At 61.4% G+C, this 24,037-nt stretch carries 13 protein-coding genes; 9 read left to right on the top strand and 4 right to left on the bottom strand.

The features are described 5' to 3' along the window. Window positions 1–43: 43 nt before the first annotated feature. The 6 genes from M5B43_RS19905 (at window position 44) to M5B43_RS19880 (ending at window position 12,130) form a co-directional block, all read left to right on the top strand. Window positions 44–1,351, top strand: coding sequence for an MdtA/MuxA family multidrug efflux RND transporter periplasmic adaptor subunit (locus M5B43_RS19905; RefSeq protein WP_248751714.1), 1,308 nt, complete (start codon window positions 44–46; stop codon window positions 1,349–1,351). After that, window positions 1,348–4,449, top strand: coding sequence for an MdtB/MuxB family multidrug efflux RND transporter permease subunit (locus tag M5B43_RS19900; protein WP_248751713.1), 3,102 nt, complete (start codon window positions 1,348–1,350; stop codon window positions 4,447–4,449). Before M5B43_RS19905 ends, M5B43_RS19900 begins: the two co-directional genes overlap by 4 nt. Continuing rightward, window positions 4,446–7,553 carry an efflux RND transporter permease subunit gene (locus tag M5B43_RS19895; RefSeq protein WP_248751712.1) on the top strand — a complete coding sequence of 1,036 codons (3,108 nt, stop codon included), beginning with the start codon at window positions 4,446–4,448 and terminating at the stop codon, window positions 7,551–7,553. Before M5B43_RS19900 ends, M5B43_RS19895 begins: the two co-directional genes overlap by 4 nt. Continuing rightward, window positions 7,550–9,025, top strand: a complete 1,476-nt coding sequence (locus M5B43_RS19890; protein ID WP_248751711.1) for an efflux transporter outer membrane subunit — start codon at window positions 7,550–7,552, stop codon at window positions 9,023–9,025. The genes M5B43_RS19895 and M5B43_RS19890 overlap by 4 nt, the downstream gene beginning before the upstream one ends. Window positions 9,026–9,232: 207 nt before the next feature. Next, the gene (locus M5B43_RS19885; RefSeq protein WP_248751710.1) at window positions 9,233–11,329 is read left to right on the top strand and encodes an EAL domain-containing protein; all 2,097 of its coding nucleotides are present in this window, start codon (window positions 9,233–9,235) and stop codon (window positions 11,327–11,329) included. Window positions 11,330–11,383: 54 nt separating this feature from the next. Next, window positions 11,384–12,130, top strand: coding sequence for an SDR family oxidoreductase (locus tag M5B43_RS19880; protein ID WP_248751709.1), 747 nt, complete (start codon window positions 11,384–11,386; stop codon window positions 12,128–12,130). 12 nt (window positions 12,131–12,142) lie between these two features. Here M5B43_RS19880 and M5B43_RS19875 read toward each other — a convergent pair whose 3' ends face one another. The 4 genes from M5B43_RS19875 to M5B43_RS19860 form a co-directional block, all read right to left on the bottom strand. Continuing rightward, window positions 12,143–12,607: a hypothetical protein gene (locus M5B43_RS19875; RefSeq protein WP_248751708.1), complete on the bottom strand. Its 465-nt coding sequence runs from the start codon at window positions 12,605–12,607 to the stop codon at window positions 12,143–12,145. Between the two features lie 91 nt (window positions 12,608–12,698). Continuing rightward, entirely contained in the window at window positions 12,699–14,108 is a 1,410-nt protein-coding gene (gene mapR, locus M5B43_RS19870; protein ID WP_248751707.1) for a GntR family transcriptional regulator MpaR, read from the bottom strand. A gap of 25 nt (window positions 14,109–14,133) precedes the next feature. Further along, on the bottom strand, window positions 14,134–15,543 hold the full coding sequence (gene ccoG / locus M5B43_RS19865; protein ID WP_248751706.1) for a cytochrome c oxidase accessory protein CcoG: 1,410 nt from the start codon (window positions 15,541–15,543) through the stop codon (window positions 14,134–14,136). A gap of 267 nt (window positions 15,544–15,810) precedes the next feature. Further along, entirely contained in the window at window positions 15,811–15,975 is a 165-nt protein-coding gene (locus M5B43_RS19860; protein WP_248751705.1) for a hypothetical protein, read from the bottom strand. 205 nt (window positions 15,976–16,180) lie between these two features. Here M5B43_RS19860 and M5B43_RS19855 point away from each other — a divergent pair, with 205 nt between their 5' ends. From M5B43_RS19855 to glgB, 3 genes are all read left to right on the top strand, one after another. Beyond that, on the top strand, window positions 16,181–18,169 hold the full coding sequence (locus M5B43_RS19855) for an alpha-1,4-glucan--maltose-1-phosphate maltosyltransferase (RefSeq protein WP_248751704.1): 1,989 nt from the start codon (window positions 16,181–16,183) through the stop codon (window positions 18,167–18,169). Window positions 18,170–18,407: 238 nt separating this feature from the next. Continuing rightward, the gene (gene treS, locus M5B43_RS19850; protein WP_248751703.1) at window positions 18,408–21,755 is read left to right on the top strand and encodes a maltose alpha-D-glucosyltransferase; all 3,348 of its coding nucleotides are present in this window, start codon (window positions 18,408–18,410) and stop codon (window positions 21,753–21,755) included. Further along, window positions 21,752–23,989: a 1,4-alpha-glucan branching protein GlgB gene (glgB, locus tag M5B43_RS19845; RefSeq protein ID WP_248751702.1), complete on the top strand. Its 2,238-nt coding sequence runs from the start codon at window positions 21,752–21,754 to the stop codon at window positions 23,987–23,989. The genes treS and glgB overlap by 4 nt, the downstream gene beginning before the upstream one ends. Window positions 23,990–24,037: the final 48 nt, after the last annotated feature.

Genomic DNA, 24,037 nt, shown 5'->3' with positions numbered 1-24,037 from the left:
GTGCTTATCTTTCAGCCTCCCAAAGAAGAAGCGCTCGCGCCCAATGGTTGATCACTCCATGCAATCCACCCCCCGCAACTCCCGCCGCTGGCTGTTTGGCCTGTTTGTGCTGCTGGTTATCGCCGGCCTGTGCTGGAAATTCTGGCCCGGCAGCCACAAGGAAGCGACTGCGAAGAAACCCGCCGAGCGTACCGGTAAGTCGGGGATGATGCGCCCAGGCTTTGGGGGTTCCACCGGCCCCATCCCGGTGCGCGTGGCGCCGGCGGTGTTGGGTGAGTTCCCGGTGTACTACAAGGCGTTGGGCACGGTCACCGCGCTCAATACCATCAATGTACGCAGCCGGGTGGGCGGCGAACTGGTGAAGATCGCCTTTGAAGAGGGGCAGATGGTCAAGGCCGGTGACCTGCTGGCGGAAATCGACCCACGCAGCTACCAGAACGCCTTGCTCCAGGCCCAGGGCACGCTGCTGCAGAACCAGGCCCAGTTGAAAAACGCCCAGGTTGACGTGCAGCGTTATCGTGACCTGTATGCCCAGGACAGTATTGCCAAGCAAACCCTGGACACCGCCGAAGCGCTGGTCATGCAGTACCAGGGCACGGTCAAGACCAACCAGGGCGCCGTGGACGACGCCAAGCTCAACCTCGAATTCACCAAGATCCGTGCGCCGATCAGCGGCCGCGTCGGCTTGCGCCAGGTGGATGTGGGCAACCTGGTGGCGGCCAATGACACCACGTTCCTCGCGGTGATCACCCAGACCCAGCCGATCAGCGTGGTTTTCACCCTGCCGGAAAACACCCTCGACACCGTACTGACCCGTTATCACGCCGGCAACAAACTACCGGTCGAGGCCTGGGACCGTGGCGATGTGAAGCAGCAGGCGGTCGGCGTGCTGCAGAGCCTGGACAACCAGATCGACGTCACCACCGGCACCCTGAAGTTCAAGGGGCGTTTCGATAACAAGGACCAGGCGCTGTTCCCCAACCAGTTCGTCAATGTGCACTTGCTGGCCGACACCCTGCACAACGTGGTACTGGCGCCGTCTGCCGCCATCCAGTTCGGCAATAACGGCACCTTCGTCTACAAGCTCGACGGCGACAAGAAGGTCAAGATGCAGCCCTTGGTCATCGGCGACTCCGATGGCGACAACACCGTGATCAAGGAAGGGCTGGTTGCCGGCGATCGCGTGGTGATGGAGGGCACCGACCGCCTCAAGGACGGCAGCGAGATCGAAGTGGTCAACAGCAGCAGCGAAGTCCCGACCACCCCGACCGAGCACCTGCAAGGCCAACCCGCGGCCAAGACTCAGCAAGGCCCGGCTGAAGGCGGCAAGGCGCATAAGGACGGCGCATGAACCTGTCGCGCCTGTTTATCCTTCGCCCGGTTGCCACCACGCTGAGCATGCTGGCCATTGTCTTGGCCGGCATCATTGCCTACCGGCTGTTGCCGGTCTCGGCCTTGCCCCAGGTGGATTACCCGACCATTCGAGTAATGACCCTGTACCCCGGCGCCAGCCCGGACGTGATGACCAGTGCCGTCACCGCGCCGCTTGAACGTCAGTTCGGGCAAATGCCTGGTCTGACCCAGATGGCCTCCACCAGCTCGGGCGGCGCGTCGGTGCTGACCCTGCGTTTCAACCTCGACATCAATATGGATGTCGCCGAGCAGCAAGTGCAGGCGGCGATCAACGCGGCCACCAACCTGCTGCCCAAGGATTTGCCGGCGCCACCGGTGTACAACAAGGTCAACCCGGCAGATACCCCGGTGCTGACCCTGGCGATTACCTCCAAGACCATGCTGTTGCCCAAGCTCAATGACCTGGTCGATACGCGCATGGCACAGAAAATCGCCCAGATCAGCGGCGTCGGCATGGTCAGCATTGCCGGTGGCCAGCGCCAGGCCGTGCGTATCAAGGTCAACCCCGAGGCCCTGGCGGCCAACGGCTTGAACCTTTCGGACGTGCGCACCCTGATCGCCGCGTCCAACGTCAACCAGCCCAAGGGCAACTTCGACGGCCCGACCCGGGTGTCGATGCTCGATGCCAACGACCAGTTGGTCTCGCCCCAGCAATACGCCGAGCTGATCCTGGCCTACAAGAATGGCGCACCGCTGCGCCTCAAGGACGTGGCACAGATCGTCGACGGCGCCGAAAACGAACGCCTCGCCGCCTGGGCCAATGAAAACCAGGCCGTGCTGTTGAATATCCAGCGCCAGCCGGGCGCCAACGTGATTGAGGTGGTGGACCGCATCAAAGCCTTGCTGCCGAGCATCACCGACAACTTGCCGGCCGGTCTCGACGTGACGGTACTCACTGATCGCACCCAGACCATCCGCGCCTCGGTGCGGGATGTGCAGCATGAATTGCTGATCGCCATCGCCCTGGTGGTGATGGTGACCTTCCTGTTCCTGCGCCGTTTCAGCGCGACGATCATTCCGTCGATCGCCGTACCGCTGTCGTTGGTGGGCACCTTTGGCGTGATGTACCTGGCAGGCTTCTCCATCAACAACCTGACCCTGATGGCGCTGACGATCGCTACCGGGTTCGTGGTCGACGATGCCATCGTGATGCTGGAGAACATCTCCCGCTACATCGAGGAGGGCGAGACGCCGCTGGCCGCAGCGCTCAAGGGCGCCAAGCAGATTGGTTTTACCCTGGTGTCCCTGACCCTGTCGCTGATCGCGGTATTGATCCCGCTGCTGTTCATGGCCGATGTGGTCGGGCGGCTGTTCCGCGAATTCGCCATCACCTTGGCGGTGGCGATCCTGATTTCCCTGGTCGTGTCCCTGACCCTCACGCCGATGATGTGCGCGCGCCTGCTCAAGCGTGAACCCAAGGAAGAAGAGCAGGGCCGTTTCTACAAGGCCAGCGGCGCCTGGATCGATTGGCTGATCGAAGCCTACGGCCGCAAGTTGCAGTGGGTGCTCAGGCACCAGCCGCTGACCCTGCTGGTGGCGATCGCCACCTTGGGGCTGACCGTGGTGTTGTACCTGGTGGTGCCCAAGGGCTTTTTCCCGGTGCAGGACACCGGGGTGATCCAGGGGATTTCCGAGGCGCCGCAATCGATTTCCTTTGCCGCGATGAGCCAACGCCAGCAGGAACTGGCAAAGATCATCCTGGCGGATCCGGCAGTTGAAAGCCTGTCTTCGTATATTGGCGTGGACGGCGATAACGCCACGCTCAACAGTGGCCGCTTGCTGATCAACCTCAAGGCCCATGGCCAGCGTGACTTGAGCGCGGCCCAGGTGATTACCCGGTTGCAGCCCGAAATCGACAAGCTGGTGGGCATCCGCCTGTTCATGCAGCCGGTTCAGGACCTCACCATCGAAGACCGCGTGAGCCGCACCCAGTACCAGTTCAGCATGTCCTCGCCGGACGCCGACCTGCTGGCACTGTGGAGCGATAAGCTGGTGCATGCCCTCAGCCAGTTGCCGGAACTCACCGATGTTGCCAGCGACTTGCAGGACAAGGGCTTGCAGGTGTTCCTGGTCATCGACCGCGATGCGGCCTCGCGCCTGGGTGTGAGTGTGTCGACCATCACCGACGCACTGTATGACGCCTTCGGCCAGCGGCAGATTTCCACCATCTACACCCAGGCCAGCCAGTACCGCGTGGTATTGCAGGCGCAGTCGGGAGAAACCCTCGGCCCGGCGGCCCTCAACCAGATCCATGTGAAGACCACCGACGGCGGCCAAGTGCGGTTGTCGAGCCTGGCCCATGTGGAGCAGCGCCAGGCGCAATTGGCGATTGCCCACATCGGCCAGTTCCCGGCGGTGATGATGTCGTTCAACCTGGCCCCCGGCGTTGCGCTGGGTAAAGGTGTGGAGCTGATCAACCAGGCCCAGAAAGACATCGGCATGCCCGTGGGTGTGCAAACCCAGTTCCAGGGGGCGGCCCAGGCGTTCGAAGCGTCGCTTTCGAGTACGCTGCTGCTGATCCTGGCGGCGGTGGTGACCATGTATATCGTGCTCGGCGTGCTCTACGAGAGCTATATCCACCCGATCACCATCCTCTCGACCTTGCCTTCGGCGGCGGTGGGGGCCTTGCTCGCCTTGCTGATCAGTGGCAATGACCTGGGGATGATCGCGATCATTGGCATCATTCTGTTGATCGGTATCGTGAAAAAGAACGCGATCATGATGATCGACTTCGCCCTCGACGCCGAACGCAACCAGGGCCTGGACCCGCAGACCGCGATTTACCAGGCGGCACTGTTGCGCTTCCGGCCGATCCTGATGACCACCCTGGCGGCGCTGTTCGGTGCGGTGCCGTTGATGTTGGCCACCGGTTCCGGCGCCGAACTGCGTCAGCCCCTGGGCTTGGTGATGGTGGGGGGCTTGTTGGTGAGCCAGGTATTGACCCTGTTCACCACGCCTGTGATCTACCTGTACTTCGATCGCCTCGGCCGTCGCTGGCGCAAAGAGCCGCAAAGCCTGGAGCCGGTTGAGTCATGAACCTGTCCGGACCGTTTATCCGCCGGCCGGTAGCGACCATGTTGCTGAGCCTGGCGATCATGTTGCTCGGTGGTGTCAGCTTCAACCTGCTGCCCGTGTCGCCGCTGCCGCAGATCGATTTTCCGGTGATCGTCGTCTCGGCCAGCTTGCCCGGCGCGAGCCCCGAGGTGATGGCGTCTACCGTGGCGACGCCGCTGGAGCGCTCATTTGGTGCGATCTCCGGCATCACCACCATGAGCAGTTCGTCGAGCCAGGGGTCTACCCGGGTGATCCTGGCGTTCGATTCAGACCGCGACATCAACGGCGCGGCGCGGGAGGTGCAGGCGGCCATCAACGCTTCGCGCAACCTGTTGCCCAGCGGCATGCGCAGCATGCCCACCTACAAGAAAATCAACCCGTCCCAGGCGCCGATCATGGTGCTGTCGCTGACCTCCGAGGTCTTGCCGAAGGGGCAATTGTACGATCTGGCCTCGACCATCCTGTCCCAGAGCCTGTCCCAGGTGCCGGGTGTGGGGGAAGTGCAGATTGGCGGCAGTTCCCTGCCCGCGGTGCGCATCGAGTTGGAGCCCAAGGCGCTCGACCAGTACGGCGTGGCCCTGGACGATGTGCGCAACACCATCGCCAACGCCAACCAGCGCCGGCCCAAGGGCTCCCTGGAAGACAGCGAGCGCAACTGGCAGATCCAGGCCAACGATCAGTTGGAAAAAGCCAAGGACTATGAGCCGCTGTTGATCCGCTACCAGAACGGCGCGGCGTTGCGCCTGGGCGATGTGGCGAAGATCAGCGACGGCGTCGAAGACCGCTACAACAGTGGGTTCTTCAACAATGATTCGGCGGTACTGCTGGTGATCAACCGCCAGTCCGGCGCCAACATCATCGAGACGGTCAGGCAGATCAAGGCCCAGTTGCCCGCGTTGCAGGCGGTGTTGCCGTCCAGCGTCAAGCTCAGCCTGGCGATGGACCGTTCGCCGGTGATCACCGCGACCCTGCACGAAGCCGAGATGACCTTGCTGATTGCCGTGGCCCTGGTGGTCCTGGTGGTATACCTGTTCCTCGGCAATTTCCGCGCCTCGTTGATTCCGACATTGGCGGTGCCGGTGTCGCTGGTGGGCACTTTTGCGGTGATGTACCTGTTCGGCTTCTCGTTGAATAATTTTTCGTTGATGGCGCTGATTCTCGCCACCGGCCTGGTGGTGGACGACGCCATCGTGGTGCTGGAGAACATCTCGCGGCATATCGACGAAGGCGTGCCACCGATGAAGGCCGCGTACCTGGGGGCCCAGGAGGTCGGCTTCACGCTGCTGTCGATGAACGTGTCGCTGGTGGCGGTGTTCCTTTCCATCCTGTTTATGGGCGGCATCGTCACCAACCTGTTCCGGGAGTTTTCCATCACCTTGTCGGCGGCGATCATCGTCTCGCTGATCGTGTCGCTGACCTTGACCCCGATGCTCTGCGCCCGCTGGCTCAAGCCCCATGTCAAAGGGCGCATGACCGGTCTGCAGCGCTGGAGCCACAGGGTCAATGAGCGCATGGTCGCCGCCTACGCCACCAGCCTGGACTGGGTATTGCGCCACCGCCGCCTGACCTTGCTCAGCCTGTTTATCACCGTGGGCGTGAATGTCGCGCTGTATGTGGTGGTGCCCAAAACCTTCATGCCCCAGCAGGACACTGGCCAACTGATCGGTTTTGTACGCGGCGACGACGGTCTGTCATTCGGCGTGATGCAGCCGAAGATGGAGACCTTTCGCCAGGCGATACTCAAAGACCCGGCCGTGCTCAGCGTGGCCGGGTTCATTGGCGGCAACAACGGCACCAACAATGCGGTGATGCTGGTGCGCCTCAAGCCGATCGGCGAGCGCAAGATTTCCGCCCAGGCGGTGATCGAGCGTTTGCGCAATGACGTGCCGCTGGTGCCAGGGGGGCGGCTGTTCCTGATGGCTGACCAGGACCTGCAATTTGGTGGCAGTCGTGACCAGACCAGTGCGCAGTACTCCTACATCCTGCAAAGCGGTGACTTGGCGGCACTGCGCGAGTGGTACCCGAAAGTGGTCGCGGCGTTCCATTCGCTGCCGGAGTTGACCGCCATCGATGCGCGGGAAGGTCGCGGTGCGGCCCAGGTGACGTTGATCGTGGATCGCGACCAGGCCAAACGGCTGGGGATCGACATGGCCATGGTCACCACGGTGCTGAATAACGCCTACAGCCAACGACAGATTTCGACCATCTATGACAGCCTGAACCAGTACCAGGTGGTGATGGAGGTCAATCCCATCTACGCCAAGGACCCGATTACCCTCAATCAGGTCCAGGTGGTCACGTCCACCGGCGCACGGATTCCGCTGTCGACCATCGCCCACTACGAGAACAGCCTGGCCGACGACACGGTGCGGCATGAAGGCCAGTTCGCCTCGCAGAACATTGCCTTCGACATGGCGCCCGGGGTCACGGTGGAGCAGGGCACGGCCGCCATCGAACGTGCGATCGCCAAGCTCGGGTTGCCGGAGGACGTCATCGCCAAGATGGCCGGCACCGCCGATGCCTTTGCGGCGACCCAGAAGGGCCAGCCGTTCATGATCCTCGGCGCACTGGTGGCGGTGTACCTGGTGCTGGGCATTCTGTACGAGAGCTATATCCATCCGCTGACGATCCTTTCGACCTTGCCGTCGGCCGGGGTCGGGGCGTTGCTCTCGATCTACCTGCTGGGTGGCGAGTTCAGCCTGATTTCCCTGTTGGGCCTGTTCTTGTTGATCGGTGTCGTGAAGAAAAACGCGATCCTGATGATCGACCTGGCGCTGCAACTGGAACGCCATGATGGCATGAGCCCGCTGGAATCCATTCGCAGTGCCTGCCTGTTGCGCTTGCGGCCGATCCTGATGACCACGTTGGCGGCGATCCTGGGTGCCTTGCCCCTGTTGCTCGGCGCGGGCGATGGTGCGGAAATGCGCCAGCCCCTGGGCCTGACGATCATTGGCGGCCTGGTGTTCAGCCAGATCCTGACCCTCTACACCACCCCGGTGGTTTACCTTTATCTCGACCGCGCGCGCCACCGCTTCAATGCCTGGCGTGGTGTGCGTACCGATGCTGCCTTGGACACTGCGCTATGACCGATTCAACGTTTACCCAATTGGCCATGAGCATGCCCCGCGGTTCCCGCGTCGTCAGCCTGGTGCTGTGCGGTGCATTGCTCAGCGCTTGCGCCGTCGGTCCTGATTACAAGCGTCCGGAGGTCATTGAACCGGCGCAATTCAAGCAAGCCCAGGGTTGGCGCCAGGCCACGCCGAGCGATTCCCTGGCAAGAGGCGCCTGGTGGGAGCTGTACGGCGATCGCCAGCTCAATGAGCTGGTCGAGCGTCTGAACAACTCCAACCAGACCGTGGCCCAGGCCGAGGCGCGCTTTCGCCAGGCCCAGGCCCAGGTGCGCAGCGCCCGCGGGGCGTTTTTCCCGACGGTGGACTTAAGCGCCGGCAAAACCCGCGCCAGCCAAGGCACCGGCAGCAGCAGCGCCAGCCTGAGCAGCTCCAGCAGTGGTATCCGCGACACCCTCAATACCCAGTTGGGGGTGAGTTGGGAGGCTGATATCTGGGGCAAGTTGCGTCGTGGCCTGCAAGCCAATGAAGCCACGGCCGAGGCCAGCTCGGCGGACCTGGCGGCGATGCGCTTGAGCCAGCAATCGGAACTGGTGCAGGACTACCTGCAACTGCGGGTCATGGATGAGCAGACCCGTCTGCTGCAAGCGACCCTGGACACTTACCAGCGTTCGCTGCAAATGACCCAGAACCAATACCGGGCCGGCGTGGCCGGCAAGGCCGCCATCGCCCAGGCGCAAACCCAGCTCAAGACCACCCAGGCCAGCCTGATCGACCTGATCTGGCAGCGTGCCCAGCTGGAAAACGCCATTGCCGTGTTGATCGGTGAAGCCCCGGCCAACTTCAACCTGGCTGTGAGCAAGGACATCCCGGCGTTGCCGCAGATTCCGGTCAGCGTGCCGTCGCAACTGCTTGAGCGTCGCCCGGACATTGCGTCGGCGGAACGCTCGGTGATCGCTGCCAATGCCAATATTGGCGTGGCCAAGGCCGCCTACTACCCGGATCTGACCCTGAGCCTGGCGGGCGGTTACTCGAGCAGCACATACGCCGACTGGATCAGCCTGCCGAACCGCTTCTGGTCGGTAGGGCCGAAATTGGCCATGACCCTGTTCGACGGCGGCCAACGCTCGGCGGAAGTCGACCGTACCGTGGCTTCCTATGACGAGACCGTGGCCAAGTACCGCCAGACGGTGCTGGATGGTTTCCGTGAAGTGGAAAACTACATGGTGCAGCTCAAGGTGCTGGAGGACGAAGCGGTGGTCAGCAATGAAGCGCTGGAGGCCGCGCGCGAGTCATTGCGCTTGACCGAGAACCAGTACAAGGCCGGGTTGATTGCCTACCTGGATGTGGTCACCGTGCAGGCGACAGCCTTGAGCAACGAGCGCACCGTATTGACCCTGTTGCAGACACGATTGGTGGCCAGTGTGCAACTGATTGCGGCGCTGGGCGGTGGCTGGGATGGGCATACTTCTTATACCGGGAAGGACTGATCGAGTGCCTATCCGTTACCCGGATAGCGGATAGGCACACCGTAATCCCCCCCCAAACACCACCCGGTGAAAGCCATTGGATTGACGCCAAAAAACCACTGGTGGCCATCTGATAATTAATCACCTGTCCCAGAATTATTCTCGCTACAATCCGCGGCTTTGCCACCCGGCACGGGCTTTTACAGCCCCGTGCCTGCGAGAAGTCCCATGCTGATCGGTAGCTATTCCCCCTCCCTTGTCGTTATTTCCCTGTGCGTCGCAATCCTGGCGTCCTATACCGCGCTTGATCTGGCTGGGCGCATTTCGACCGCCAAGGGGCGCGCTGTTTATCTTTGGATGGCCGGCGGCGCACTGGCCATGGGGGTGGGCGTATGGTCCATGCACTTTATCGGCATGCTGGCCCTGCGCCTGCCGTTTGCCCTCGGATTTGACCTGGACATTACCGCGCTGTCGTTGCTGATCGCCGTGTTATCCAGTGGGTTTGCCTTGTGGCTGGTCAGCCAGCCGCGTTTGCCGGCTTGGCAACTGGCATTTGGCGCGTTGATCATGGGGGCCGGTATCGCCAGCATGCATTACACCGGCATGGCCGCGATGCGCATGACCCCGGGTATCGATTACGACCCGGCCTTGTTCGGCGCCTCCTTGTTGATCGCGGTGGTGGCGTCCGGTGCCGCACTGTGGATTGCCTTCAACTTGCGTCGCAACACCCCGTATGTGCGCCTGGCGCGTGGGGGAGCGGCCGTGGTGATGGGCGTGGCTATCGTCGGCATGCATTACACCGGGATGGCCGCGGCGCGTTTTGCCGACGACAGTTTTTGCGGTGCCACCCTGACAGGCTTGAGTGGCAAGGGCCTGGATAACCTGGTGCTGGTGACGTCGCTGGCCGTATTGGTGATTGCGCTGTTGACCTCGGTGCTCGATGCGCGCCTGGACGCTCGCACAGCCGTGCTCGCCGATTCCCTGACCCTGGCCAACCAGGAGCTGACCCACCTGGCGCTGCATGACATGCTCACGGGCCTGCCCAATCGCACATTGCTGGCCGACCGTATTCAGCAAGGCATACAGGCCGTGAAGGAGCAGGGCGGTTGCTTTGCCTTGATGTTTATCGACCTGGATGGCTTCAAGCCCGTCAACGATGCCTTTGGCCACCATCTGGGTGACCAGTTGCTGCGTGAGGTCGGCCTGCGCTTGCGCGAAGACCTGCGCAGCCACGACACCTTGGCGCGTATCGGCGGCGACGAGTTCGTGTTGCTGGTGCAATTGACGCAGCCGGACGACGCCATGGGCTTGGCCGAGCGCCAGGTCGGCCTGATCAACCGTGTTTTCAATGTGGCTGAGCATCAACTGAATATTTCCGCCAGCATTGGTATCGCCATGTTCCCGGGCAACGGTAACACCCCTCAGGAATTGTTGATGAACGCTGATGCGGCGATGTATCACGCCAAGGGCATGGGCAAGAACGGCTACAGCTTTTTTGATGTGTCGATGAACTCCAACGCGCGCAAACAGCTGCAGTTGTTGCAGGACCTGCGTAATGCCCTTGAGCACGAGCAGTTTCGCTTGTATTACCAGCCCAAGTTCGACGCGGTCAGCGGGATTGCGGTGGGGGCCGAGGCGTTGCTGCGTTGGGAGCATCCGCAACAGGGCCTGTTGTTGCCGGCTACCTTTATTGAACTGGCGGAAAAAACCGGCCTGATCATTCCCATCGGCGATTGGGTGCTCAATGAAGCTTGCCGCCAGATGAGCCTGTGGTACGCCCAGGGCTATGAAGGCTGGCGTATTGCCGTCAACCTGTCGGCGTTGCAGTTTTGCCACGCCGGGTTGGTCAAGAGCGTGGCGGCCGCGCTGGAGCGGCACCAGTTACCGGCCAACAGCCTGACCCTGGAAATCACCGAAACCACTGCCATGAGCGATGCCGATGCGAGCATGACGGTGTTGCAGGAGCTCTCGGACATGGGCGTCGACCTGTCCATCGATGACTTCGGCACCGGCTATTCCAGCCTCATGTACCTCAAGCGCCTACCGGCCAACGAATTGAAGATCGACCGCGGGTTTGTGCGCGACCTGGAACACGACAGCGATGACGCCGCCATCGTCTCGGCCATCGTCGCCCTGGGCCAGGCGTTGGGGCTGCGGATCGTCGCCGAAGGGGTTGAGACCGACGTGCAACAGAGTTTCCTGACCCGCCTGGGTTGCAACTCCTTGCAAGGCTACTTGCTGGGGCACCCATTGCCGGCTGACGGCTTCATGGCCGACATACAGCGCGCCGCCGACGCGGTAGCGCCTGACAAAGACGGTTTGTGACGGGTATTCTTGGATCCAACTCTACACTTCAGGTTGAATCAGGAGACCGCACGCATGGACAGAGTTGTCGTCATCACTGGAGGCAGCCGTGGGATCGGCGCCGAGACAGCATTGCTGGCTGCGCGCCAGGGCTATCGCATTTGCATCAACTACCAGTCCGATGAAAAGGCCGCCCATCGCGTGCTGGAGCAGGTTCGCGCCTTGGGCGCCCAAGCGATTACCGTGCGGGCAGATGTCAGCATCGAGGATGAAGTGATCGCCTTGTTCCATCGCGTTGATACCGAGCTGGGGCGAGTCACGGCGCTGGTCAATAACGCCGGCACTGTCGGGCATAAGTCTCGGGTGGATGAGATGTCTGAATTCCGGATCCTCAACGTCATGAAGACCAACGTGCTGGGGCCGATCCTGTGTGCCAAGCACGCGGTGCTGCGCATGTCGCCCCGGCATGGTGGGCAGGGCGGCAGTATCGTCAACGTGTCGTCGGTGGCGGCGCGCCTGGGGTCGCCGGGTGAGTACGTCGACTATGCCGCCTCCAAGGGTGCATTGGACACCTTCACCATTGGCCTGTCGAAAGAAGTGGCGGGTGAGGGCATTCGCGTCAACGCGGTGCGGCCTGGCTATATCTTTACCGACTTCCACGCCCTGAGCGGTGATCCGGATCGAGTCAGCAAACTCGAGTCCGGTATCCCCATGGCCCGTGGCGGGCGCCCGGATGAAGTGGCGGAAGCGATTATCTGGTTGTTGTCGGACAAGGCTTCCTACACCACTGGCACATTCCTGGATTTGGGCGGTGGTCGTTGACGTTGCGTACCGTCAGGTCGGCAGGTAACGCAGCGCCTCGTACCCGTTACGGGAAAACGCCTTGAGGAGGCTGGCTTCCGAGTTGTGCACGGTGCCATAGCCGTACTCGGCGAAGCCGTCGATGTGACCGTTGCGGCTATGGCTGCCGTTGAGGGTGCGATCGTCCACGTTGTCGATAAACCGTAGCACTTTGTCCAGGTCGTAGGCTGCATTGGCCCTGGCCTCCGGGTCGGGGTTGGCGCTGGTCCAGTCACCGACCTGGCGCTTGAGGTCATCACCTACCTCGTAATGATCGCGGCCTTCCAGGAAGCGACTCATAATGGGGCTCTGTTCGATGATCCTTTCTGCCGAACGATGGTCACCCGCTGGGCGGCCTTCGGGATGCGTCATCTTGCGTACGTGATTCTGTTCGGCTGCGCGCATGTAGTGGGGAGGAACGGGCAGCTTGATGAGGTGAGCGGGGATAGCATTGTTCATGGGGAAACCTACACGTTGAACCAAGAAAAATCATTTCGCGCGGTGGGAAATGTACGGCTTTGTGTGGTTCTTTTTTCTGATTGGTTCCCACCTAAAACGACCGCACAATCCGCCCCAACGTCTCCATGGCCTTTTCCGATGCTTCGGTCCATGGGCTGCCATAGTTCAAGCGAATGCAATTTCTGAAACGCTGGGTTGCCGAGAAAATCGGCCCCGGCGCAATGCTGATGCCCTGGGCCAGCGCCATCTGGAACAACTTCAATGAGTCTGTCTGTTCCGGCAGTTCCAGCCAGAGGAAATAGCCTCCGGCCGGCTGGCTGACCCGGGTGTGTGCCGGGAAGTAACGGGCGATTGCCGCCAGCATGGCGCTTTGCTGTTCTTCCAGGGCGTAGCGCAGTTTGCGCAAGTGCCGGTCATAACCGCCGTGCTGCAGGTAGTCGGCAATCGCCGCCTGGGCCGGCATCGACGGGCACAACGAGGTCATCAGTTTCAGGCGTTCGACTTTCTGCGCATAGCGCCCGGCCGCGACCCAACCGACGCGGTAACCCGGCGCCAGGCTCTTGGCAAAGGAGCCGCAGTGCATGACCAGGCCCTCGGTATCGAACGCCTTGGCCGGTTTGGGGGCTTGTTGCCCGTAGTACAACTCGGCGTACACGTCATCTTCAATCAACGGCACTTGATGGCTACGCAGCAGTTCCACCAGTGCCTGCTTTTTGGCCTCCGGCAGGGTGGCACCCATGGGGTTCTGGAAGCTGGTCATGGTCCAGCAGGCTTTGATCGGGTAACGCTCCAGGCTTTGTGCCAGGGCGTTCAGGTCAATGCCGTCGCGTGGGTGCACCGGAATTTCCACCGCCTTGAGTTTCAGGCGCTCCAACACTTGCAGGCAGGCATAAAACGCCGGTGCCTCGATGGCGACCAGGTCGCCCGGTTCGGTCACGGCCTGCAGGCACAGGTTCAGCGCCTCCAGGGCGCCGTTGGTGATCAGCAGTTCTTCCATGGGCAGCATCAAGCCACCCACCATGTAGCGCAGGGCAATCTGGCGGCGCAGTTGCGGGTTGCCCGGCGACATGTCGGTGACCACCAGGCGCGGGTCCATCTCGCGACTGGCGCTGGCCAGGGAACGAGCCAGGCGTGGCAACGGAAACAGCATCGGGCTGGGGAACGCCGAGCCGAAGGGCACGGTGGTGGGGTCTTTGATGGAGTCGAGCACCGAGAACACCAACTCACTCACATCGACTTGCGTGGACTCATGCACCTGCTCACTCACCACCGGTTCCGAGAACGGGCTCGGCGCGTGGGTGTTGACGAAGTAGCCGGAGCGCGGCCGGGCGCGAATCAGCCCACGGCGTTCCAGCAGGTAATAGGCCTGGAATACCGTAGAGGGGCTGACACCGTAGGTCTGGCTGGCATAGCGTACCGACGGCACTCGCTGGCCGGGCCCGAGGACGCCGGAGCGGATCAGTTCTGCGATGTCATCGGCGAATTTTTCGTAACGTTTCATGGTTGCCTTAAACAATTGTTCAGTCTTAGCGATTCATCGGCGCCACAAAACGGCTGTCTGCCGCGCTGTAGATCCAGGGCTCATCCACGTCGGTGACCTTGAAGCGCAGTGTCTGTGAACTGCTCGCCGGCTTGTCGGCCAGCAGTGCCACCGACACGGGCACATCACTGATTTCCCCGGGGGCCAGGCTGATCTGGGTCGTGCCTTGTAACTGGAAACCCTCGGCATCGACCAGCTCCAGGCGGTAGTCCTGGCGTTGCTGGGTCTTGTTGATGACCTTGAGGCTGTAGATGTTTTCGATCAAACCCTGGCTGTTTTCACGGAACATGCCACGGTCCTTGGTGACGTCCAGCGACACCATCGGCCGCTCAATCAAGGCCACCACCAAGGCCGCGATCATCACCAGCAACACGGCACTGTAGCCGATCAGGCGTGGCCTGAGCAGTTGGGGCTTGCCGCCTTGCAGTTGGTGTTCGCTGGTATAGCTCACCAGGCCACGGGCATAGCCCATTTTGTCCATGATCGAATCGCAGGCGTCGATGCACGCCGCGCAACCGATGCATTCCATTTGCAGGCCGTCACGAATATCGATGCCGGTGGGGCACACCTGCACGCACAGCTGGCAATCGATGCAGTCGCCCAGACCGACGTCCGCTGGCTGCACTTCTCGCTTACGCGGGCCACGGCGTTCGCCACGGGCAGCGTCGTAGGAAATAGTCAGGGTGTCTTTATCAAACATCACACTCTGGAAACGGGCATACGGGCACATATGCATACACACCGCTTCACGCAACCAGCCGGCATTAAGGTAGGTGGCACCGGTAAAAAACAGCACCCAGAACAGGCTCACACCGCCCATTTGCCACGTCAGCAGCTCGACGGCCAGGGGGCGGATGGGCGTGAAGTAGCCGACAAAGGTCAGCCCCGTCAGCACACTGATGCCCAGCCACAACGTATGTTTGGCCGAGCGCCGCGCCAGTTTGTCCAGGCTCCAGGGCGCCGCTTGCAGCTTGATGCGTTGGTTGCGCTCGCCCTCAGTGATTTTTTCGCACCACATGAAGAGCCAGGTAAACGAGCTCTGCGGGCAGGTGTAGCCACACCACACGCGGCCGGCGAATACCGTGATTGCAAACAGGCCAAAGGCGCAGATGATCAGCAGCGCCGACAGCAGGATGAAATCCTGGGGCCAGAAGGTGGCGCCAAAAATGTGGAATTTGCTTTCAGCCAGGTCCCACAACACGGCTTGGCGCCCATCCCAGTTCAGCCATACGGTGCCAAAAAAGGCCAGGAACAGCACAGCGGCACCGCTGACACGCAAGGTGCGGAACAGGCCGGTGAAACTGCGGGTATGGATCAGGTTGTCACTGGATTTGGCCTTCACCTTCTTTGGGTGTATGGGCTCAAAGGTTTCCACGGTTGGGATTCTTTCGCTCATGGTCGTTCGCTCATCAGCCTCCATCAGGCCAATGAACTATGCCGGGCGCTCTGTTTGCATAACAGACTCAGGTAGGCCGATAAAAAGCGGATCAGATGAGGCTTCGATGCACCCCTGCGACAATGTGCTGCACCCCGTGGCCTGTGGGGTGCAGTGGGATAGCGTATGGGCTGATACAGATCAACTAAATCGCCGAACCAGGCTTGGTGATGTAGATCCGGTCACTGCCCAAGTCCACGCAGGACATGGCCTTGGCAATGTCCATAGTCATTGGGTGACGATCACAGGGGGGATGGTCGTCGGCGGTTCTTCCACGGCAGGTGGGTCGTTTTCCGGCGGTTCCTGCTCAGGCACCGGGGCCGGCTCGCTGGGCGGCAGCGTGGGTTTGTCGATATTCGGGTCAGGGGTTTGCGCCGGGATCGGGATATTCATCGCTGTGGCCTCCTTTGTGCTTTGCTCTATCGGTGGACAGTGGCCTGGGGGAATTGATTCCCCGCCCAGTGGCGGCATATCCACCTGAACTTTTGATCAAGCCCCGGGCTCGGACCTAATACGGCCCTGCTCAGGGAACGCTCGGCCCACTGAACAAATCGGATCAAGCAAAGAGCGTCCACGGGGCGTAAGGGGAAGATGCTCGATGACTGCTGAAACACTGAGGCCAGAAGACGCCGTATTGCCACTGTCGCAGGCACTGCTGTTGCCCAGGATCGCCATCGAAAGCACCACACCGGTGATCGACGGCGGGGCGTTTGCGGTCAAGGCGGTGGTAGGCCAGCGGATCAATGTCACCAGCACGGTGTTCGCCGATGGTCACGACACGCTGGCGGTGCTGATTCGTTGGCGCAGGCTTGGGGATGAAAGCTGGCATAGCGCGGTCATGGCCGACGTCGGCAACAACGGCTGGGAGGGCGGGTTTACCGTCACCGCCCAAGGCCCGCACGAGTTCTGTATCGAGGCGTGGATCGATACCTTCGCCAGCTTCTGTTACGAACTGCGCAAGAAACATGAAGCCGGGGTGCCGGTCAGTCTGGAGTTGCAGGAAGGGCGCAGCCTGGTATTGCAGGCCGCCGAGCGCAGCGACAATGAGCTGCGTGACAGGCTGATGCTGCTGCATCACGAGCTCTCCGGCCTGCTGGAAACCGAGCAGGTTGCCCAGTTCCTGCACGCAGACAGTGCACAGTTGATGACCCAGGCCGACCACCGTGCCTATTTGAGCGTCAGCAGCGTTTACCCGATTGATGTGGAACGTGAGCGCGCGCAATTTGCCAGTTGGTATGAGCTGTTTCCGCGCTCGATCACCGATGATCCGGCGCGCCACGGTACCTTTGACGACGTGCATTCGCGCCTGTCGATGATCCATGACATGGGCTTCGACGTGCTGTACTTCCCCCCGATCCACCCCATCGGCCGCAGCCACCGCAAGGGGCGCAACAACGCCCTGAACGCAGGCCCCGATGATCCGGGGAGCCCGTATGCCATCGGCAGCGAGGAGGGCGGTCATGAGGCGATTCATCCGCAATTGGGCAGCCGCGACGATTTCCGCCGGCTGGTAAAAGCCGCCGCCGACCACGGCCTGGAAATCGCCCTGGACTTCGCCATCCAGTGCTCCCAGGACCATCCGTGGCTCAAGCAACACCCGGGCTGGTTCAACTGGCGCCCGGACGGCACGATCAAATACGCGGAAAACCCGCCGAAAAAGTACCAGGACATCGTCAACGTCGACTTCTACGCGGCGGACTCCATTCCAAGCTTGTGGACCGAGTTGCGCGACATCGTGGTGGGCTGGGTGGAAGAGGGCGTCAAGACCTTTCGTGTCGATAACCCCCACACCAAGCCGCTGCCGTTCTGGCAATGGCTGATCAGCGATGTGCGTGCCAAGTACCCTGAGGTGATTTTCCTCGCCGAAGCCTTCACCACGCCGGCGATGATGGCGCGCCTGGGCAAGGTCGGCTATTCCCAGAGCTATACCTACTTCACCTGGCGTAATACCAAGGCGGAACTGAGCGAATATTTCAGCCAGTTGAACCAGTCGCCCTGGCGCGACTGTTTCCGGCCGAACTTTTTCGTCAATACGCCGGATATCAACCCCGGCTTCCTGCATGAGTCCGGTCGCCCGGGCTTCTTGATCCGCGCCGCGCTGGCCACCATGGGCTCGGGCCTGTGGGGCATGTATTCCGGCTTTGAGCTGTGCGAAGCCGCGCCGGTGCCGGGTAAAGAGGAGTATCTGGACTCGGAGAAATACGAGATCCGCCCGCGGGATTTCACCGCCGCCGGCAACATCATTGCCGAGATCGCCCAGCTCAACCGTATTCGCCGGCAGAACCCGGCGTTGCACACGCACTTGGGGTTGAAGCTCTACAACGCCTGGAACGACAACATCCTGTATTTCGGCAAGCGCAGTGAGGATGGCAGCAACTTCATCCTGGTGGCTGTCAACCTCGACCCTTACAACGCCCAGGAAGCCCACTTTGAATTACCGCTGTGGGAAATGGGCTTGCCGGACGACGCCCAGACCCAGGGTGAAGACTTGATGAACGGCCACCGCTGGACCTGGTACGGCAAGACCCAATGGATGCGCATAGAGCCGCAGATGCCGTTTGGGATCTGGCGCATTACCACCTCTTAATTCAGGCACGAATCGAATGTGGGAGGGGGCACGCCTCAAAGAAGGCCGCATGCGGTGTACCCGATACTCCGCAGAGACAGCTTTTGGGGCTGCTGCGCAGCCCAACGCGGGACGAGCCCGCTCGCCACAGGTTACCGGTTGCTCGTTATAGCGCTTGACTGACAGGAATTGGGGCTTGATCCCTCCCACATCGACCGGGTTGGGCCTGCACGTTTTTTTGAGTATTCAGGAGTTTCCAATGGCGAAGAAACCCAAGGCGGCCACCTTCATCAAAGACCCGCTCTGGTACAAAGACGCGGTGATCTACCAGGTTCACGTCAAATCCTATTTCGACTCCAACAACGACGGCATCGGTGATTTTCCTGGCCTGATCGCCAAACTTGACTACATTGCCGACCTCGGCGTGAACACCCTCTGGCTGTTGCCGTTCTACCCTTCGCCACGCCGTGATGATGGCTACGATATTGCCGAATACCGTGGCGTGCACAGCGACTACGGAACCCTGGCCGACGCCCGGCGCTTTATCGCCGAAGCTCACAAGCGCGGGCTGCGGGTCATCACTGAACTGGTGATCAACCACACGTCCGACCAGCATCCCTGGTTCCAGCGTGCACGCAAGGCCAAGCCCGGGTCGGCGGCGCGGGACTTCTATGTGTGGTCCGATGATGACCAGAAGTACGACGGTACCCGCATCATCTTCCTCGATACCGAGAAGTCCAACTGGACCTGGGACCCGGTCGCCGGCCAGTACTTCTGGCACCGCTTCTATTCTCACCAGCCCGACCTCAACTTCGATAACCCGCAAGTCATGAAAGCCGTGCTGTCGGTGATGCGCTACTGGCTGGACATGGGCATCGACGGCCTGCGCCTGGACGCCATCCCTTACCTGATCGAGCGCGACGGCACCCACAACGAAAACCTCCCCGAAACCCACGCTGTACTCAAACAGATCCGCGCCGAAATCGACGCCCATTACCCCGACCGCATGCTGCTGGCCGAAGCGAACCAATGGCCGGAAGACACTCAGTTGTACTTCGGTGACAAAAAAGGCGACGACGGTGATGAGTGCCATATGGCGTTTCACTTCCCGTTGATGCCGCGTATGTACATGGCCTTGGCCCAGGAAGATCGCTTCCCTATCACCGATATTTTGCGCCAGACCCCGGAGATTCCCGCCAACTGCCAATGGGCGATTTTCCTGCGCAACCACGATGAATTGACCTTGGAAATGGTCACCGACAAAGAGCGCGACTACCTGTGGAACTACTACGCGGCTGACCGTCGCGCCCGCATCAACCTGGGCATTCGTCGGCGCCTGGCGCCGCTGATGGAGCGTGATCGCCGGCGGGTCGAGTTACTCAATAGCCTGCTGCTGTCGATGCCGGGTACGCCGACCTTGTATTACGGCGATGAAATTGGCATGGGCGACAATATCTACCTGGGTGACCGCGACGGTGTGCGCACGCCAATGCAATGGTCCATCGACCGCAATGGCGGCTTCTCCCGCGCCGACCCGGCTAGCCTGGTGCTGCCGCCGATCATGGACCCGCAATATGGTTATCAGTCGGTCAACGTCGAGACCCAGGCCCAAGACCCACACTCGCTGCTGAACTGGACTCGGCGCATGCTGGCAGTGCGCAAGCAGTCCAAGGCGTTTGGGCGCGGCAGCCTGAAAATGCTCTCGCCGACCAACCGCCGTATCCTGGCCTATACCCGTGAACACACTGGGGAGGACGGGCGTACCGAAATCATCCTGTGCGTGGCCAACGTATCGCGCAGCGCCCAGGCGGCCGAGCTGGATCTGTCGGCCTTTGCCGGCATGGTGCCGGTAGAGATGCTCGGCGCAAATGCCTTCCCGCCCATTGGCCAGTTGAATTTCTTGCTGACCCTGGCACCGTACGGCTTCTATTGGTTTGTGCTGGCGGCGGAAAACCAGATGCCCAGCTGGCATGTGCAGCCGGTGCAGAGCATGCCGGACTTCACCACCCTGGTGCTGAAAAAACGCATGGAAGAGTTGCTGGAGGAGCCTTGCCGCACCAGCCTGGAGCGTACGTCGCTGCCGGCCTGGCTACCCAAGCGCCGTTGGTTTGCCGGTAAAGACGCGGCGATCGACAGCGTGCACATCGCGTATGGCGTGCGCTTTGGCGACCCGCTGCATCCGGTGCTGCTCAGTGAAATGGATGTCAGCAGCGGTGGCCAAACCAGCCGTTATCAACTGCCGTTGGGCTTTCTCGGCGAGGACCAATTCACCAGCGCCTTGCCGCAGCAATTGGCCCTGGCCCGGGTACGGCGTACACGCCAAGTGGGGTTGGTGACGGATGCGTTCAGCCTGGAGCCTTTTATCCGCGCGGTGATCCAGGCCCTGCAGGCCCACACGGTGCTCAGTTGCAGCGAAGGTGAGTTGCGTTTTGCGGCAACGGCGCACTTGGCTCAGTTGGCGCTGACGGATGAATCCCCGGTGCGCTACTTGTCGGCCGAGCAGTCCAACAGCTCCGTGGTGGTGGGTGAGAGCCTGGTGCTCAAGCTGATTCGCAAGGTCAGTGCCGGGGTGCACCCGGAGCTGGAAATGAGCGCCTACCTGACCGCCGCCGGCTATCCGAATATCTCGCCGCTGCTGGGCTCGATGGTCCGCCACGATAGGCAAGGCCAGGACAACCTGCTGATGATTGCCCAGGGCTACCTGAGTAACCAGGGCGATGCCTGGAGTTGGACCCAGAACAACCTGGAACGCGCCATCCGTGATGAGCTGGCCGAGGCCACCTCCGAACAGGAGCAGCACTACAACGCCCTCGGTGAGTTGGCGGATTTCGCCGGGTTGCTGGGCCGGCGCCTGGGAGAAATGCACGCGCTGCTGGCGGCCCCCACCACAGATACCGACTTCACGCCCGAGGCCACCACGCTCAAGGACACCCGAGCCTGGGCCAAGGATGTGGGCGCACAAATCGAGCGCGCCTTGCAATTACTGAAACTTCATCAAGCCCAATTGAACGCGGCGGATCAGGCGCGGGTCAGTGAATTACTGGCGCAGAAAAAAGCCATCGGCAGCCAGGTCCAGGCGTTGGCCAAAGCCACGCTGGGTGGGCTACGGATTCGCGTCCACGGTGACTTGCACCTGGGCCAGGTGCTGGTGGTCAAAGGCGATGCGTACCTGATCGACTTTGAAGGGGAACCGGCGCGGCCGTTGCATGAACGGCGCGGCAAGCACAGCCCCTACAAAGATGTGAGTGGTGTGCTGCGCTCCTTTGATTATGCGGCGGCGATGGCCCTGAATGTGCAAGGCGTGGATCACTCGCCAGAAGCGGACATGGCGCGCAAGCGCGTGACGGATCGCTACCTGAAAGAAGCCCGCCAGGCATTTACCCAGGCTTATCAGGCCGCGACGTCTACACTGGCGCATGAGTGGCAGGATGGCCATGGCCAGGGGGCCGCGCTGACGTTGTTCAGCCTGGAGAAGGCCGCGTACGAAGTGGCCTACGAAGCAGAAAATCGCCCGACGTGGTTACCCGTGCCGTTGCAAGGCTTGCACGGCCTGCTCTGCGGGCTTACACCTTTATCCAAACCTGTACGCGGGGGGGAGATGTCATGAGCTTTACGCATAAAGAACCGCTGCAGCCCAAGTTGGCCGCCATGCCGGCCTCCAAGGATGTCGAAGCGCTGGTGCGCGCCGAACACCATGACCCGTTCTCGATCCTTGGGCCCCATGACGATGGGCACGGCGGGCAGTTTATCCGCGCGTTTCTACCGCAAGCACTGAGTGTCCACGTGCTGGCGCGCGATAGCGGTGAGCCGCTCGGTCATCTGCAGGCGAGCCAAGTGCCGGGTCTGTTCGTCGGTCACTTCGATACTCGCCAGGGTTACCTGCTGAAAATCCAGTGGACCGGCGGTGAGCAGATTACCGAGGACCCTTACAGTTTCAGCCAATTATTGTTGGGGGAAATGGACCTGTACCTGTTTGCCGAAGGCAATCACCGTGACCTCAGCAGTTGCCTGGGCGCCCAGGTCACCAGCGTCGATGGCGTCGAGGGTGTGCGTTTTGCGGTGTGGGCGCCCAACGCGCGACGGGTGTCGGTGGTGGGCGACTTCAATATTTGGGACGGGCGCCGTCATCCGATGCGCCTGCGGCATCCGTCCGGCGTTTGGGAGATCTTTATCCCGCGCCTGCAAGCGGGAGCGGCCTACAAGTATGAAATCTTGGGCGCCCATGGGATCTTGCCGCTCAAGGCTGACCCGATGGCCCTGGCCACCCAATTGCCGCCCGACACGGCTTCGAAAGTCGCCGTACCGTTGCAGGTGGACTGGCAGGACCATCAATGGATGCAGGCACGCGTAGAGCGCCAGAAGACCAGCGCGCCGCTGTCGATCTACGAACTGCACGTGGGCTCCTGGCAGTGTGAACTGGACGAAGCCGGTGAAGTGTCGCGCCAATACGGTTGGCGTGAACTGGCCGAACGGTTGATTCCCTATGTACAGCAATTGGGCTTCACCCATATCGAGCTGATGCCGGTCATGGAGCATCCCTTTGGCGGCTCCTGGGGCTATCAAGCGTTGTCGCAGTTTGCGCCGAGTGCGCGTTTTGGTTCGCCGCAGGATTTCGCCTGGTTCGTCAACGCCTGCCATCAGGCCGATATCGGTGTGATTCTCGACTGGGTGCCGGCGCACTTTCCGACCGATACCCACGGCCTGGCGCAATTCGACGGCACTGCGCTGTACGAATACGCCAACCCACTGGAAGGTTTTCACCAGGATTGGGACACGCTGATCTACAACCTGGGCCGCACCGAAGTGCATGGATTCATGCTGGCCTCGGCTCTGCACTGGCTCAGGCATTTCCATGTAGACGGCCTGCGGGTGGATGCGGTGGCCTCCATGCTGTACCGCGATTACTCGCGCAAGGCGGGCGAATGGGTGCCCAACCGCCATGGCGGGCGGGAGAACCTGGAGGCCATCGACTTCCTGCGTCACTTGAACGACGTGGTCGCCCTTGAAGCGCCGGGTGCGCTGGTGATTGCCGAAGAGTCCACCGCCTGGCCCGGCGTGAGCCAGCCGACCCAACAGGGCGGCCTGGGCTTCAACTACAAGTGGAACATGGGCTGGATGCACGACTCCCTGCACTACATCCAGCAGGATCCGGTGTACCGCGCCCATCATCACAACGAACTGAGTTTCGGCCTGGTGTATGCCTGGTCCGAACGCTTCATTTTGCCGATCTCCCACGATGAAGTGGTGCACGGCAAGCATTCGCTCATCGACAAGATGCCCGGCGACCGCTGGCAGAAGTTCGCCAACCTGCGTGCCTACCTGTGTTTCATGTGGATGCACCCGGGCAAGAAGCTGTTGTTCATGGGCTGCGAGTTCGGCCAGTGGCGCGAGTGGAACCACGACCAGCAGCTGGATTGGTACTTGTTGCAGTACCCCGAGCATCGGGGCGTACAGAAGCTGGTGGGCGACTTGAATCGCTTGTACCGCGAGGAGCCGGCGCTGCACGAACAGGATGACGCGCCCCAAGGCTTCCAGTGGTTGATTGGCGATGATGCCATCAACAGCGTCTACGCTTGGTTGCGCTGGAGTAAAGAGGGCCGGCCGGTGCTGGTGGTGGCTAACTTCACGCCGGTGCCACGTGAAGGCTACAAAGTCGGCGTGCCGTTCGCCGGGCGTTGGACGGAGGTGATCAACAGTGACGCGGATACCTATGCCGGTTCCAATTATGGCAATGGGGGAGAGGTGTTTACCCAGGAGGACGCCCACCATGGGCAACCGGTGTCGCTGTCATTGAATTTGCCGCCGTTGGGGGTGTTGATCCTGCGGCCGCAAGTGCGTTAAAGGCTTACCGTGCTGGACGCAGTTGTTCTGACTGCTGGCACGGTGCCA

The sequence above is a fragment of the Pseudomonas sp. MWU15-20650 genome (assembly GCF_023242475.1).
GTDB lineage: Bacteria > Pseudomonadota > Gammaproteobacteria > Pseudomonadales > Pseudomonadaceae > Aquipseudomonas.
Note: the sequence above shows the minus strand (reverse complement) of the source record. Positions and strands in the feature narration are given on the sequence as shown.

Bases quoted from the DNA above. Each gene is read 5' to 3' on its own strand.
- M5B43_RS19905 (WP_248751714.1), top strand. From the start codon at position 44: ATGGTTGATCACTCCATGCAATCCACCCCCCGCAACTCCCGCCGCTGG.
- M5B43_RS19900 (WP_248751713.1), top strand. From the start codon at position 1,348: ATGAACCTGTCGCGCCTGTTTATCCTTCGCCCGGTTGCCACCACGCTG.
- M5B43_RS19895 (WP_248751712.1), top strand. From the start codon at position 4,446: ATGAACCTGTCCGGACCGTTTATCCGCCGGCCGGTAGCGACCATGTTG.
- M5B43_RS19890 (WP_248751711.1), top strand. From the start codon at position 7,550: ATGACCGATTCAACGTTTACCCAATTGGCCATGAGCATGCCCCGCGGT.
- M5B43_RS19885 (WP_248751710.1), top strand. From the start codon at position 9,233: ATGCTGATCGGTAGCTATTCCCCCTCCCTTGTCGTTATTTCCCTGTGC.
- M5B43_RS19880 (WP_248751709.1), top strand. From the start codon at position 11,384: ATGGACAGAGTTGTCGTCATCACTGGAGGCAGCCGTGGGATCGGCGCC.
- M5B43_RS19875 (WP_248751708.1), bottom strand. From the start codon at position 12,607: ATGAACAATGCTATCCCCGCTCACCTCATCAAGCTGCCCGTTCCTCCC.
- mapR (WP_248751707.1), bottom strand. From the start codon at position 14,108: ATGAAACGTTACGAAAAATTCGCCGATGACATCGCAGAACTGATCCGC.
- ccoG (WP_248751706.1), bottom strand. From the start codon at position 15,543: ATGAGCGAAAGAATCCCAACCGTGGAAACCTTTGAGCCCATACACCCA.
- M5B43_RS19860 (WP_248751705.1), bottom strand. From the start codon at position 15,975: ATGAATATCCCGATCCCGGCGCAAACCCCTGACCCGAATATCGACAAA.
- M5B43_RS19855 (WP_248751704.1), top strand. From the start codon at position 16,181: ATGACTGCTGAAACACTGAGGCCAGAAGACGCCGTATTGCCACTGTCG.
- treS (WP_248751703.1), top strand. From the start codon at position 18,408: ATGGCGAAGAAACCCAAGGCGGCCACCTTCATCAAAGACCCGCTCTGG.
- glgB (WP_248751702.1), top strand. From the start codon at position 21,752: ATGAGCTTTACGCATAAAGAACCGCTGCAGCCCAAGTTGGCCGCCATG.